This is a genomic window from Streptomyces sp. NPDC087845 (assembly GCF_044742755.1).
Classification (GTDB): Bacteria; Actinomycetota; Actinomycetes; order Streptomycetales; family Streptomycetaceae; genus Streptomyces.
Window position 1 is genome coordinate 221,320 of record NZ_JBIUVC010000008.1, and the last position, 14,267, is coordinate 235,586.

General features: G+C 72.2%; 9 protein-coding genes and 1 pseudogene. 3 read left to right on the forward strand and 7 right to left on the reverse strand.

Annotation, left to right across the window (positions count from 1 at the left end):
• Positions 1-51 precede the first annotated feature (51 nt).
• From ACIOMQ_RS21910 to ACIOMQ_RS21920, 3 genes are all read right to left on the reverse strand, one after another.
• The gene (locus ACIOMQ_RS21910) at positions 52-738 is read right to left on the reverse strand and encodes a DUF305 domain-containing protein (protein ID WP_402189927.1); all 687 of its coding nucleotides are present in this window, start codon (positions 736-738) and stop codon (positions 52-54) included.
• Between the two features lie 101 nt (positions 739-839).
• The gene (locus ACIOMQ_RS21915) at positions 840-1,259 is read right to left on the reverse strand and encodes a hypothetical protein (protein WP_362202465.1); all 420 of its coding nucleotides are present in this window, start codon (positions 1,257-1,259) and stop codon (positions 840-842) included.
• A gap of 412 nt (positions 1,260-1,671) precedes the next feature.
• Positions 1,672-3,645 (reverse strand): heavy metal translocating P-type ATPase, encoded by a 1,974-nt coding sequence (locus tag ACIOMQ_RS21920; RefSeq protein WP_402189929.1) that lies wholly within the window; start codon positions 3,643-3,645, stop codon positions 1,672-1,674.
• Between the two features lie 102 nt (positions 3,646-3,747).
• On the opposite strand from ACIOMQ_RS21920, the pseudogene ACIOMQ_RS21925 reads away from it, so the two are divergent.
• The 3 genes and pseudogenes from ACIOMQ_RS21925 to ACIOMQ_RS21935 all read left to right on the forward strand — a co-directional run.
• A pseudogene (locus tag ACIOMQ_RS21925) lies at positions 3,748-4,122 on the forward strand (ArsR/SmtB family transcription factor); the annotation flags it as partial.
• Between the two features lie 339 nt (positions 4,123-4,461).
• Positions 4,462-5,307: an MIP/aquaporin family protein gene (locus ACIOMQ_RS21930; RefSeq protein ID WP_362202474.1), complete on the forward strand. Its 846-nt coding sequence runs from the start codon at positions 4,462-4,464 to the stop codon at positions 5,305-5,307.
• 46 nt (positions 5,308-5,353) lie between these two features.
• The gene (locus tag ACIOMQ_RS21935) at positions 5,354-5,854 is read left to right on the forward strand and encodes an FGGY family carbohydrate kinase (RefSeq protein WP_402189932.1); all 501 of its coding nucleotides are present in this window, start codon (positions 5,354-5,356) and stop codon (positions 5,852-5,854) included.
• Positions 5,855-6,139: 285 nt separating this feature from the next.
• Here the strand turns inward: ACIOMQ_RS21935 and ACIOMQ_RS21940 are convergent, their stop codons facing one another.
• The 4 genes from ACIOMQ_RS21940 to ACIOMQ_RS21955 are packed head-to-tail and all read right to left on the reverse strand — an operon-like array spanning position 6,140 to position 14,266.
• Positions 6,140-8,413, reverse strand: a complete 2,274-nt coding sequence (locus tag ACIOMQ_RS21940; protein ID WP_362202477.1) for a M20/M25/M40 family metallo-hydrolase — start codon at positions 8,411-8,413, stop codon at positions 6,140-6,142.
• The gene (locus ACIOMQ_RS21945) at positions 8,410-10,164 is read right to left on the reverse strand and encodes a non-ribosomal peptide synthetase (RefSeq protein ID WP_362202480.1); all 1,755 of its coding nucleotides are present in this window, start codon (positions 10,162-10,164) and stop codon (positions 8,410-8,412) included. Before ACIOMQ_RS21945 ends, ACIOMQ_RS21940 begins: the two co-directional genes overlap by 4 nt.
• Positions 10,161-13,454, reverse strand: a complete 3,294-nt coding sequence (locus ACIOMQ_RS21950; RefSeq protein WP_402189936.1) for an amino acid adenylation domain-containing protein — start codon at positions 13,452-13,454, stop codon at positions 10,161-10,163. Before ACIOMQ_RS21950 ends, ACIOMQ_RS21945 begins: the two co-directional genes overlap by 4 nt.
• A complete protein-coding gene (locus tag ACIOMQ_RS21955) occupies positions 13,451-14,266 on the reverse strand; it encodes a class I SAM-dependent methyltransferase (RefSeq protein WP_362202486.1) in 816 nt (271 codons plus the stop codon). Before ACIOMQ_RS21955 ends, ACIOMQ_RS21950 begins: the two co-directional genes overlap by 4 nt.
• Between the last annotated feature and the right edge of the window lies 1 nt (position 14,267).

The following is a 14,267-nucleotide window of genomic DNA, read 5'->3' on the forward strand; positions in this document are numbered from 1 at the left end:
ACGGCAGGACGCGGGCCCCCGGCGAAAGGAAGGCCCGCGCCCTGCCAGGGATCAGAGCCTGGCGATGATCTTGTTCATCTGCTCGATCTCGGCGGTCTGGGCGGTGACGACGGCGCCGGCGAGCTTCTTCGCGTCGGCGTTGCCGCCGTTCTTCCGCTCGGCCTCGGCCATGGTGACCGCGCCTTCGTGGTGGGCGATCATGAGCTGGGCGAACTTCTTGTCGAAGTCCTTGCCCTTGGCTGCTTCGAGGTCACTCATGTCCTTGTCCGACATCATCCCGGGCATCCCCGAACCGCCGTCCGAGCCGTGGTCCATGCCGGGCATGTCACCCATCGAGGACTCGGGCAGCGGCTTCCCCCAGGACGTCAGCCAGCCCTTCATGGTGTTGATCTCGGGATCCTGCGCCTTCTCGATCGCGGCGGCCAGTTCCTCGACCTCGGGGTCGGCGGCGCGGCCCTCGGCCAGCTTCGCCATTTCGACGGCCTGCTGGTGGTGCGGGATCATCTGCTGCGCGAACTTCACGTCCGCGGCGTTGAACGCACCGCCGGGGGTGGCCGACGCGGAAGCGCTGCCGGAGCCGTGGTCCGTTCCGGGCCTGGACGAACCGTCGGAGTCGGAGCCGTCGGAGGAGCCGCAGGCCACGAGTGTGAGCGCCAGTGCGGCGACGGCAGCGCCGGCCGCGAGGCCTCGGCGGCGGGCGGCGGAAGGCAGGGAGGAAGAAGACAGGGAAGCGGACATCACATGTTCTTTCCAGGTGATTGCGCCGCATCGGCGGCGCGCGAAACGGGCAGGAACCTCCGGCCGGCCCGGCCGGAGGGCCGGGAACCGGTGGACGCCTGTCACGTCCGCGCTACGCACACCTGGAGCAGTAGCTCTCTGCCGGCGGACGGCGGCCCCCGCCGGGCCGGCCCCCGCACCGCCCTGCGTGGCCTGCCGAGGACCCGCACGGCCAGGATCACGAGGCCCAGTGCCATGAGCAGCGGCAGCAGCCGGTCGCGGGCATGGGTGGATACGCACGACTCGCCGTTCCCGCCGGGCGCGGCGGCGTCCGCCCTGGCCATGCCGTGCTCTTCCGGCAGCGCCGTGTGTCCGGCAGCGGTCGCCGCGGTCATGGGCGGATGCGAGGTCGCGGCCATGGCGCCGTGGCAGCCCTCGGCAGCGCTCGCCGGGGCCCCGTGCATGAGGAACAGTCCGCACAGGACGGCACACAGCACGAGCAGCCGGGACGTTCCCGGTGTGCGCGTGCGCCTGCGATCCACGGCTGCCTCGGATTCCCGCTCGTACGAGTCCTGCGGTACGGGCCCGACGATACCCCCACAGGGTTTCCCCGTCCTGTCGCACCCCGCCCCTTCGCACGCCGCACTGCCCCGGCACCGTGCTCGGCCACCAGGCCCCGGAACTCCGCGCGGGTACGGACCGCGGTGGAACCCGCTCGGGCGGGGGCCCGGGTGGGAGAGAGCGATGAGGCCGAACGGCCGGCCATCGGGGCGGACGCCCCTTCGGGCAGGGGCTTCAGGCCGCCGGTCCGGCGTCGGCATCGGCCGCCTCCGGCTCCGCGAAGCTCGCTGCCGGTGCCGGCACCGAGGCCCACGCCACACGCAGGGCCCGGGGCCGCACACGTGGTCGGCGCCGGCCGAAGGGCCGCCTGCACACCTCCGGGACCGGGGTGGCTCACCGGCCGTTGCGGGCGCGGGTCCATGCGGCGTCGCGCAGCAGGCGCAGGCCGTTGAGGCCGACGACGACGGTGGACCCCTCGTGTCCGGCGACACCTAGCGGCAGCGGCAGCGTGCCGACGAGGTCCCAGACGACGAGCCCGGTGATGAAGACGGCCGCGACCACCAGGTTCTGCACCACGAGGCGGCGGCACCGGCGCGAGAGCGCCACGGCGGTGGGGACGGCGGCGAGTTCGTCGCGGACGACGACGGCGTCGGCGGTCTCCAGAGCGAGGTCGGAGCCGGCCCTGCCCATGGCGATGCCAGTGTGGGCGGCGGCCAGTGCCGGGGCGTCGTTGACGCCGTCCCCGACCACGAGGACCTTCTGCCCGGCGCTCTCCATCTCCTTGACGGCACGCACCTTGTCCTGCGGCATCAGACCGGCCCGGACGTCGCCGATCCCGACGTCGGCGCCCAGGCGTGCGGCGGCGCGGGGGTTGTCGCCGGTGACCAGGACCGGAGAGCTGCCGGTGAGGAGGGTGAGGCGGGTGACGGTGTCCTGGGCGTCGGCGCGCAGCCGGTCGGCGATGCCCAGAGCGCCGGCGGGCGTGCCGTCGAGGACGACCAGCACGGCGGTACGGCCGTCTTCCTCAAGCTCTGCGGCGAGTTCGGCGGCCGCTTCGTCCCGGCGGCCGTTCAGCAGACGGGCGGGGCTGCCGACGGCGACGGTGCGGCCGTCCACCGTCGCGGTGATGCCGGTGCCGGGGGCGGAGGTGAAGTCCTTCGCGGCGGGCAGGGTGAGACCGCGTGTCCGGGCGGCATCGGTGACGGCCCGCGCGAGGGGGTGCTCGCTGGGGTGCTCGGCAGCCGCCGCGAAGGTGAGCAGGGTGTCCGGTGTCAGGCCGGAGGCCGTCAGCGGGCGGATGTCGGTGACGCGTGGGGTGCCTTCGGTCAGGGTGCCGGTCTTGTCGAGGGCCACGGCGTCGATCTGTCCGAGGCGCTCCATCACGACGGCGGACTTGATCAGCACGCCGTGCCGTCCGGCATTGGCGATCGCGGAGAGCAGCGGCGGCATGGTGGCCAGGACCACGGCGCACGGCGATGCCACGATCATGAAGGTCATCGCCCGCAGCAGCGTCGGCTGCAGGTCCGCGCCGAGGGCGAGGGGCACGGTGAACAAGGCGAGGGTGGCCGCCACCATGCCGATCGAGTACCGCTGTTCGACCTTCTCGATGAACAACTGGGTGGGTGCCTTGGTCCCGGAGGCTTCCTCGACCATGGCCACGATCCGGGCGATCACCGAATCGGACGGGTCACGCTCCACCACGACGCGCAGTGCACCGGTGCCGTTGAGCGTCCCGGCGAAGACCTCGTCGCCCCGCTCCTTGGTCACGGGCAGCGGCTCGCCGGTGATGGTCGCCTGGTCGACCTCGCCGGTCCCGTCGAGGATCCGGCCGTCGGCGCCGACGCGCTCGCCGGGGCGCACCAGGATCACGTCCCCGACGCTCAACTGTCCGGTGGGCACCAACTCTTCGGCTCCGCCCTCGCCGAGGCGGGTCGCCGTGGTGGGCGCGAAGTCGAGCAGGCCGCGCACCGAATCGGCGGTCCGTGCGGTGGCGAACGCCTCCAGGGCGCCCGAGGTGGCGAAGATGACGATCAGCAGGGCGCCGTCCAGCACCTGCCCGATCGCCGCCGCTCCAAGGGCGGCGACCACCATCAGCAGATCCACGTCCAGCGTCTTGTCCTTGAGGGCCTTCAGCCCCTCCCACCCGGGCTCCCAGCCACCCGCGACGTACGTCAGCGCGTACAGCGGGCCCCACGCCCACCACGGCGCGCCGAGCAGGTGCGGGGGCAGTGCCGACAGGAACAGCCCCAGGGCGGCCGCGGCCCAGCGGGCTTCCGGAAGAGCCAGGATCCGGGTGCGCCGTCCGGCTGCGTCCGCGTCCTGCACCGGTTCGGCGGGCGAGGCCGGGCGGGTGAGGGTGAAAGACATGGGCGGTGATCCTTCACACGAGAAGGCGGAGTGCTTCGACCCTCACACCATACAGGATCACATGAACATTCATTCATGTGTTCACCTCCGTAGGATGAGGTCATGGGCCACGGAGCTGACGCGAACACTGCTGCCACCGCGCGCGAGCGCCTCGACGCCGTGGGGGCCGCCGATGTGGCGGCCACCCTGCAGGCTCTCGCCACCCCGTCCCGGCTCCGCATCCTCGCCCGGCTCCAGGAGGGTCCGTGCCCGGCGACGGAGCTCGCCGATGCGGTCGGCATGGAGCAGTCCGCCTGCTCCCACCAACTGCGGCTGCTGCGCAACCTCGGCCTGGTCACCGGAGAACGCCGGGGCCGCTCGGTGATCTACGCGCTGTACGACAACCACGTCGCCGAACTCCTCGACCAGGCCCTCTTCCACGTCGAGCACCTGCGCCTCGGCCTGCATGACACTCCCGCGGAAGAAGCGGCCGGAGCCGGCGGGACCGCGGCCTCCGGCAGGGCGGTGGCGAGCGGTGCGGCAGTGACGGCCGGTGAGGCGGTGGCCGCCACCCGCTGAAGCCGGGCAAGGAGCCGCCCGGGGCGCCCGGCCGACGGAACCCTCCGGCCGGGCACACCCGTCCACCCGGCCGGCGCCGGACGATCCGCCGCATCCCCCGGGCGTCCGCCAGGCGCCTGTCATGCCCGTTCACCGGGCGCGCCGGGCGTCCTCAGGGGGGTGCCCGTGCCACCGAGTGCGGAACCATTTCCCTCCGTCTACGCTCATATGTGGATCTGTGCCGCCAATGCTCGTGACTCGACAGGAAGCGAGATCCCCATGGAGCGGCTCAAGGCGTCGGGATTCGTCGGGGAACTCTCGGCGGAATTCCTCGGCACGATGATTCTCATCCTCTTCGGCTGCGGCGTGGTGGCCCAGGTCGTGGCCGGCGGAGCACTCACCGATCCGCCGGGGGGTCTCGGGAATCACGACAGCATCGCCTGGGCATGGGGCCTCGGAGTCACCCTGGGTATCTATGTGGCGGGCAGGCTGAGCGGAGCCCACCTCAATCCTGCCGTGACCCTTTCGCTCGCCGCCTTCAAGGATTTCCCCTGGAAGAAAGTGGCTCCCTACGCGCTGGCACAGCTCGCAGGGGCTTTCGTCGGGGCATTGGTGGTGCGTTGGAATTACACCGAGGCCCTGGCCAAGGCTGATCCCGGACACACCATCAAGACGCAATTCGTCTTCTCCACGCTGCCCGCCAACGGAAACCCCGCGCTCCCTGTCAGCGAATGGGGAGCGTTGCGGGACCAGGTCATCGGCACCGCCATTCTCGTGCTGCTGATCTTCGCGGTCACAGATCTTCTCAATACGCCACCGGGCGCCAATCTCAGCCCGTTCGTCGTGGGTCTCATCGTGGTGGCCATCGGTATGGCGTTCGGGACCAACGCCGGGTACGCCATCAATCCCGCTCGTGACTTCGGGCCCCGGCTCGCGAGTTTCCTCACCGGATACGGAGGGGCATGGCGGGACCAGTACGGGAACTTCTACTACTGGGTGCCGATCGTGGGCCCGCTCGCGGGCGGCCTGGTCGGCGCGTTCCTCTACAAGACCTTCATCGGCCGCTTCCTGCCCACCGCGGAACCGGAGCCGGAAGGCACCATCCCCACACCGCAGGAGCAGTGACGCCCGGTTCCTTCATCGAGCGCGGCCCCGGGAGAGGCGGCATGCCATGGCGGACTTCATCGGCGCGGTGGACCGGGGCACCACCAGCAGCCGCTTCATGATCTTCGATCACGACGGAAACGAAGTGGCCAGGCACCAGTTGGAGCACGAGCAGATCCTGCCCCGGCCCGGCTGGGTGGAGCACGACCCGGTGGAGATCTGGGAGCGCACCAACTCGGTCATGCAGAACGCTCTGCGCACCGGAGGTCTGAGCGCCACCGATCTCGACGCCATCGGGATCACCAACCAGTGTGAGACCACCGTCGTCTGGGATCCCCGCACCGGCCGCCCGTACTGCAACGCCATCGTGTGGCAGGACACCCGGACCGACTCGATCGTCAACGCCCTGGAGAGCGAGGACACGGCGAGGTCATCAGGCGCAAGGCGGGGCTGCCGCCCGGCCACCTGCTTCTCCGGCGGGAAGATCAAGTGGATCCTCGATCACGTCGACGGGGTCCGCGAGGCCGCGGAACGGGGCTACGCGGTGTTCGGGAACACGGACTGCTGAGTGTTGTGGAATCTCACCGGCGGTCCCGACGGCGGCATCCACCGCGCTGGGCGCCGCGTACGCGGCGGGGCTCGCCACCGGCTTCTGGCGCGACCAGGGCGAGTTGCGGGAGCACTGGCAGGTGTCGAAGCGGTGGGCCGCAGTGGAGCGAGGACCGGCGCGCCGAGGTATACGCCGACTGGAAGAGGGCGGTCGAGCGCACCCTCGACCGGGTGCGGGTGGAATGACACCGCGGTCCGGCGACCGCGCCGTACGGGCCTGCCCGGCCGGTACGGCGCGGCCGGGTCAGACCCCGGTGCGCAGTCCGGCCAGCAGCTGGTAGACGGTCTCGGTGCCCTGCCGGAGGGCATCCACCCCGATGTGTTCGTCGGTGCCGTGCATGCGCTTGAGCATGTCCCGGTTCACGGTGAACGGGTACATGCCGTAGACGGGTATGTTCTGCTCCCGGAACGGCACCGCGCTGGTGACCGCCTCGAACTGGCAGGCGGTGGCTCGTACTCCGGGGTGTGTCCGGCGTACGGCCGCCTGCCAGGCGCGGAAGACGTCCGTGTCGTAGCTGGAGTCGGGTGTGGCCAGATAGCCGCGCAGCCGGTCAAGGGCCTGCTGCTCGCTCTCGCCGGGATTGCCGACCACGGACAGCGTCGCCCGGTTGCCGACCAGTGAGCGCAGCTCGGCGACGATGCGGCCCGGGTCGTCGGCGCCCGGCAGGAAGGCGGCCCGGAACTCCGCGGTCGCCGTGCCCGGCACGATGCTCGGGTAGTAGCCGGACTGCGCGGAGGTGAAGGCGAGCGTGGTCCGCAGCATCGCGTTGTGCAGCTCCGGGGTCTCGCTGAGCCGTACCACCGCTTCGCCTGCCCTGTCGCGCCGCTGTTCCGTACGGGCGTCGAGCATCGCCCGGACGGCCTCGGCGAGCGGCCGGTCGGTGGTGGCCTCGGCGAGTTCGGCGAAGTACCGCCGGGACAGCGCGTTGGGGCGGATGTGGGCGCGCCAGTCCCCCAGTTGCTCCAGCACCTCGCCCAGCCTGATCACGGCCTGTCCGGTGAACGGCTTGGACGTGTGGGTGGCGTACGAGGAGGTCTCCAGCCGCAGCAGCAGGGAGCGCTTGTCGTTGCAGGTGAGCGAGGCGATCATGGGTGTCCTGCCGTCGCGCTGGTTGAGCACCCAGCCGCCCTCGGTGACGACCGTGCCCGCCTCGACCCTGCCGGGGTGTTCGGTGAGGAACCAGCGCACACCGTAGGGCCCCTGCTCCTCGTCGCAGTCGGACCAGAACACGATGTCGCGGTCGAAGACCGCGCCCTCGCGGACATGGCGCAGCAGGGCGGCGACGAAGGCGGCGTTGACGCCCTTCATGTCGAGCGAGCCGCGGCCGTACAGCTTGCCGTCCTTGATGTCGCCGGCGAAGGGGTCCGTCGTCCATGTGTCGCCGATGGCGGGGACGACATCGGAGTGGCCCAGCAGGACCAGTGGTTTCTTCCGGGCGGATCCGCGGCCGGGGACGCGGGCGAGGAAGTGGACGTTGCCCTCCTTGGGGGTGGGCACGATCTCGGTGGCGACCCCGGCCGCGCGGAAGATGCCCTGGAGCATGTGGGCGAGCGGCTGGGTGAGCGCTCCGTCGCCGGGGTTGCTGGTGTTCTGGCGGATCATGGCCACGGCGAGGCCGACGGGGTCGGTGGGATCCCCGTCGAAGGTGACGCCCTCCGCGGCGGGTGCGGGGGCGGCCGATGCCCTGGGTGCCGCCGACGCCACCGCGCCGAGGCCCAGCACCGTGCCCGCGACGGCCGTCGCCCCGGCGCCGAGCACGGAGCGGCGCGACGGCCGGGCCCCGGGGAGACCGTCCAGGCAGGCGGCGACGACCGCGGCCGGATTCTCCTGGTGGGCGTAGTGACCGCCCTCGACGGACAGCGTCGTGCACTCGGCGCGGGTCCAGTCGGCCCAGCGGCGCACGGTCACCTCGGGCACGTGCGGGTCCTCGGTGGCCCACACCGCGCGCAGCTCGACGTGCGGTACGGGAGTACGGCTGCCGTCGTAGCCCGCGGCCAGTCGCAGATCGGCGATGACGGGGGGCAGCAGCACCTCCTCGAACTCGGGGTCCGCCAGCAGCTCCGGGTCGGTCAGTCCGGTCCCGGTGACGAAGGCGCGGGCGTCCTCGACGGTCACCTCGCCGCCGTTGCCGTGGAAGTCACCGGGACACTGCCCGGCCACCGCGCACAGCCGCGCGACCGGCACCCCGGCGTCGAGCAGCCGGCAGCACGTCTCGTACGCGAGCAGCGCACCGAGGCTGACGCCGATCAGCACCAGTCGCCGCCCGCCCCGCAGCCCGCGTATCCCGGCCGCCACCGCGTCCGCGTAGGCGGCCATGTCGGTGACGGGCTCCTCGTCGATGCGGGTGCCCCGGCCGGGCGGTGTGATCAGCGCGAGTGCGGTGTCCTCGGGCAGCAGGCCCCGCCAGTTCGCGAAGGTCGAACCGTGCGCCCCGGTGGGTGCGAAGCAGACGGCGAGGGTCCCGGCCGGACCGTCCTGCGGCTTCTCCTCCGGCACGCTCAGCCATGGGACGTTCATGCCTGCTCCTCCTGCTGGGTCTCGCGGCACAGTGCGGCGATCGCGCTGACGGTGGGTGCGCCGAGGATGCGGCGCAGTGGTACGCGCCGGCCCGCCGTGCCCGCGAGCCGGTTGGCGAGCCGTACGGCGAGCAGGGAGTGGCCTCCCGCGTCGAAGAAGTTCTGGTCCGCCGACGCCGGTGGGGCGCCGAGCAGTTCCTGCCAGAGGGCCGCGACGGCCGCCTCGGTGGCGTCGGACGGGGCGAATCCGGCCGTGTGCTCCTGTCCGATGCTCTCCACGAGCGTGCGCAGGGCGGCGCGGTCGAGCTTGCCGTTGGTGCTCAGCGGGAGCCGTGGGACCTGCTGGATCCGGCCGGGCAGCATGTAGTCGGGCAGCCGGTCGCGCAGATACGCGCGCAGCGCGGCGGGGCCGGTCTCCTCGTCGGCGGTGACGCAGGCGACGATGCGTGTCTCACCGTCCTCGCTCTGCGCGTACGCCCCGGCGTCGGTGATGTCCGGCGCCTTGCGGAGCGTGGCCTCGATCTCCTCCAGTTCGACGCGGTAGCCGCGGACCTTGATCTGGTTGTCGGCGCGGCCGGTGATCTCCAGTACCGCGTCCGGCAGTTGGCGGCCCCGGTCGCCTGTGCGGTAGTGCAGGACTCCGGTGTCGTCCGTCGTGAAGCGGTCCTCGCCGTCACCGCCGAGGTAGCCGAGGGCGAGCGGTGGTCCGGAGACCCACACCTCGCCCGTCGCACCGGGGGGCAGCCGCCGGCCGAGCCGGTCGCGGACCGAGAGCGAGGCACCGGCGACGGGACTGCCGACGGGCACCCGTTCGGCGTCCGCGGGCAGCCGGGCGGTGTCGTAGGCGGCGACGTTGGAGGCGGTCTCCGTCATGCCGTACAGGTTGAGCAGCGTGGCGTCGGGCCAGACCTGGCGGAAGCGCAGGACCGTGTCCACCGGCAGGGTGTCGGCGCCGCTGGTGACCAGGACGGGCTGGTGTCCGCCCGTTCGTTTCGCACTCTCCTCCAGCAGCCCCGCGATCAGTTGCGGGGTCAGGAACAGGTGGGTGATCCGCTCCTGTTCGACGGCCGCGGCGAACAGCACCGGGTCGAGGAGCTCGTCGGTGCCGAGGACGACGGACGGGATGCCCTTGAGGAGTCCGCCCAGCAGCTCCCAGGGCGAGGCGACCAGGGCGAGCGACTTCTGGACGGCCAGCACCGCGTTCTCGGGGAACGGGTGGTCCTGCCACATCCATTCCAGCCGTCCGCGGACCGACCGCCGGCTGACGCGTACGCCCTTGGGGTTCCCGGTCGTGCCCGAGGTGTAGACGATGTGGAACAGCGCGTCCTCGTCCGGCTCCTGCTCGGGGGCCTGGTGCAGTGGGCCCTCGTCGAGGGGGGCGAGCGTGACACGAGGGGCGTCCAGGGTGGGGAACTGATCGAGTCCGGGCTCGGCCAGCACGCAGTGCGGTCCCGTCTCCTCCACCATCCGGCGCTGCCGTCGCACGGGTATCGCGGGATCGAGCCCGAGGTAGGCGGCGCCCGTCTTCAGTACGGCGAGGACTCCGGCGACGGCCGCGGGGCCGCGCTGGGCGGCGAGTGCCACCAGTGTGCCCGGTCCGGTGCCCTTGGCGGCGAGCCGGGCGGCCAGCCGGCCACTCCATTCGTCGAGTTCACGGTAGGTGAGACTGGTGCCGGTGTGGCGCAGGGCTACGGCCCGGGGGTGGGCCGCCACCTGCTCGGCGAAGCGTTCCAGCAGGGTCGGCGTCGTCATCGTTGATCGTCTCCGGGCAGCAGATCGAGGGAACGGATGGTGGTGTGCTCGGCACGCTCCGGGTCGGTGAGGGCCCGCAGTGCGATCAGCGTGGATTCCAGTACGTTGCGTGCGGCCGGGGCATCGAGCAGTTCCCGCTGGTAGGCGTATTGCAGCAGCAGGTGGCCGGGGCCGTGCGGCTGGACGTACAGCGCGCAGTCGTACTTGGTGTAGCCGGTGTCCAGTTCGACGAAGCGGAACCCGACGTCCGAGGCGGTGGCGGCGCGTGCCGGGTACGGCAGCATGTTGAGCATGGTCTGGAAGACCGGGGTCGCCGACGAGCTGCGCGAGGCGGCCGGCAGTCTTCGCAGCGTCCAGCCGAAGGGGTGCTCGGCCGCGGCGTACGCGTCGTACACGGTCTCCCGCACCTGTGCGGTGAACTCCGCGAGGGTCGCGGCCGGATCGAAGTGCAGCCGCAGCGGCAGCATGGCCAGCGTGAACGCCGGGACCTCGGCCGTCTCCGGCCGCTCCCGGCCCGCCATCGGCGCGCCCACGATCACCTCGTCGGCGTCGCTGTAGTAGCTCAGGGCCAGCGCGTACGCGGCCAGCAGTGGCACGAACGCGGTGGCGGAGGCGGACAGGGCGGTTTCGCGCAGCCGCTGGGACAGGTGCTCGTCGATGACCGCCTCGGTGATCTCGCCCCGGTAGGTGGGTGTGGCGGGCCGCGGTTTCTGTGCGATCTGCAGTGCCGGGAGTTCGCCCGCGAGCCGGCGAAGCCAGTACTCCCCCGCCTCGGCCACCTCCTCGGTGGCCAGCCGCGCCTCCACGTGGTCCAGGTAGCGGTCGTACCGGGTGGCGCGCTCCGGGTCGGGGCCGGCCGGCTGCTCCTCGTACAGTTCGGCGAACCGCTGGAACAGTACGGTGGCGCCCCAGCCGTCCAGGAGCAGTTCATGCATGGTGACCAGCAGCCGGTGCTGTCCGCCGGGCAGCCGGAACAGCTCGGTCCGCAGGGCCGGTCCGGCCAGGAGGTCGAAGGGCCTGGCGGCTTCCTCGGCGGCCACCGCGCGGAACTCCTCCGCGGTGATGTCCCGCGCCCGTGCGGGCAGCGGCACCTCCCAGTGCGGGTAGTGGTGCACCACTTCCTGCCCGCCCGGCTCGTCGGTCTCGGCGAACCGGGCGAGGAGGAGCGGATTCTCGCCGAGGAGCAGCTGCCAGGCCCGTGCCAGCCGCGCCACGTCCAGCGGCCCGTCCAGCTCCAGGGAGCCCTGGTAGCTGTAGTAGGGGCTGAGCGGGTCGAGCCGCCAGTGGAAGTAGACACCGGCCTGCTGCGGAGTGAGGGGCCGGGTCCGCGGAGCGTCCCAGGCGTGCTCCGGACGGCTGTCGGCCCTCTGCTGCCGGTGGCTGCCGAGTGCGGCGAGTGCGGCGGGGCTGCCGTCGCGCAGGACGTCGCGCAGGCCCGCGGCCGATCCCGTCGCGCGCAGGGCCGCGACCAGTCGCATGGCCAGCAGCGAGTCGCCGCCCAGCTCCAGGAACGAGTCGTTCCGGCCGACGCGTCCGGTGCCGAGGAGGTCGGCGACCAGGGCCGCGATCGCGGTCTCCGCCTCGCCGCGCGGTGGCGTGTACGGGCGGCGGTCGGGACGGCTGCGGCGCGGTGGTGCGGGGAGCGCCTTGTAGTCCGTCTTGCCGTTCCGGGTGAGCGGGAGGCGGGGCAGGACGACGAAGGTGTGCGGCACCATCGGCGCGGGGAGCCGTTCGGCCAGATGGGCGCGGAGTGATTCCTCCGCCACCTCGCCGCCGGAGGCCGTGACGTACGCGACGAGCCGGGGCGGTTGCGCGGCCACCGGGGTGTGGGCGCTCTCCCGGGCCACCAGGGCGCCGGTGTCGTCGGGGGTGTGGACGGTGACGGCGCAGGCGGAGATCGCGGGATGGCCGCCGAGCACCGCTTCGATCTCGGCGAGCTCCATCCGTACGCCGCCGAGCTTCACCTGCCGGTCGACCCGGCCCAGATACTCCAGCTGGCCGTCCGGCAGTACGCGTACGGCGTCCCCGGTGCGGTAGAGGCGCCCGCCGCCGCCGAAGGGGTCGGTGTAGAAGGCGCGTGCGGTGCGGTCCGGGTCTCCGAGGTAGCCGCGGCCCACGACGAGCCCCCCGACGAACAGCTCCCCGGTCTCCCCGTGCTCGCAGGCCTGCCACTCCCCCTCCTCGGCACGCAGCACGTACAGTTCGGCGTTTCCGACGGGCGAGCCGATCGGCAGATGGCGCACCCCGGCGGCCGGAGGGCCCAGTACGGCGTGGGTGACATCGTCCGAACACTCGGTGGGGCCATAGGCGTTGAGCAGTCCGATGCCCGGCATGGCGTCGTGCCACCGGCCGGCCAGGGCGGGCGGAAGCTCCTCGCCGGTGGCGATCATCCAGCGCAGCGCGCCGGGTCCGGTCCCGGCGCTCTCGTGGGCGTCGAGCAGGAAGCGGATCAGGGTGGGTACGGTCTCCAGCACCGTGGTGCCGTGTCCGCGCAGCCCCTCCAGCAGCAGCGCGCCGTCCTGCGCCTGTTCGTCGTCGAAGACCTGCACGCGGCCGCCGACGAGCAGCGGGGCGAGCATCTGCCAGACGGAGATGTCGAAGCCCAGGGGTGCGGTCTGGGCGAGCCGGTCGTCCGCGGTCAGCCCGAGGTCGTCGACCTTGGCCCACAGATGGTTGAGCATCCCCTGGTGCTCGACGATCGCGGCCTTGGGGCGGCCGGTCGAGCCGGAGGTGTAGAGGACGTACCGCACCTCGTCGGGGGCGGGCGGTGCCGTCCGGGTGTACGGAGGGTCCGCCGATCGGGGTGTCGCGGTGGGGACGTCGGCGGCCCGTGCCCCCTTGACCAGTTCGCCGCTGTGCTCCGGCCCGCCGGTGGTCAGCATGAGCACGGCGCCGCTGTCGGTGAGCAGGGACTCGACGCGGGCGGCGGGCCAGCCCGCGTCCACCGGGAGGTAGACGGCGCCCAGCAGCTCCAGCGCGAGGAAGGCCGTGACGACGTCGCCGCCGCGGCGGCCGCCGACCGCGACGATCTGTCCGCGCGAGACCCCGCCGGCCGCCAGCCCGGCGGCGGTGCGGCGCATACGGTCCGCCAACTCGCCGTATCCGATGGATGTTCCGCCGTCGTCGATCGCCGTGCGTTCCGGATGCGTGGCCGCGTGCCGCTCGACGTACGCGTGGACTCCTTCGCCCAGCTCGTACGGTTCGCTGCGGGTCAGCGCCGCGGCGAGGGCCCGCTCCCGTGCCCCGTCGGCCAGCGGGAGGACCGGATAGTGCTCGGGCAGGCCGGTCACCGGTCCCCCTTCTTCTCCGCCGTGACGAGCAGATACTCGACGGGCACGCCCGTGCCCCGTTCGTCGGTGGTGTGGAAGCCCTCGGTCATCTCGACCATCTCCGCCCGCAGTTCCTTCCAGCGCGAGGGCGGCGAGATGGTGTTCCTCGCCGCGATGCAGGGGCCGAAGCAGTTCTCGAAGAAGGTGACTAGGTCCTCGGCGGTGGCGAACGGGTAGAAGAGTTCCCGGCGTTCGGACGTGATCGTGAATCCGGGGCCGAAGAGTTCGCCGAGGTAGTCCGGGGAGCCCCAGAGCATGGGCTGTCCCTGGTGTCCGTTGGGCGAGGGGAAGTAGGCGGAGAGGATCTCCTGGAAGTGGGCGGTCCAGCTGCGTGCCGTCCAGTTGCACATGCCGATCCGGCCGCCGGGCCGAAGCACCCTGGCCATCTCGCCCGAGGAGGCGGCGTGGTCGGGTGCGAACTGGATCCCGTAGGTGGAGGTGACCAGGTCGAACGAGGCGTTGCCGAAGGGGAGTTCCTGCGCGTCGCCGCGGTGCAGCTCCACCTCGACACCGGCTTTCGCGAACCGCTCGCGCGCGTCGGGGAAGAACTCGTCGGTGAGGTCCAGCCCGGTGACGACGGAGCCGCGCAGGGCGGACAGCAGTGCGACGTTGCCGTTGCCGGTGGCGACGTCGAGGTGGCGGGTGGCCGGTTCGGGGGCGAGCCGCTCGACCAGCTCGTCGGCGCCGGGCCGCAGCAGGTCGGCGACGTGCCGGTACTCCCCGTACGACCACATGGTGCGGTTGATCTCCTGGACGTTCTGGTCGATCGTCATG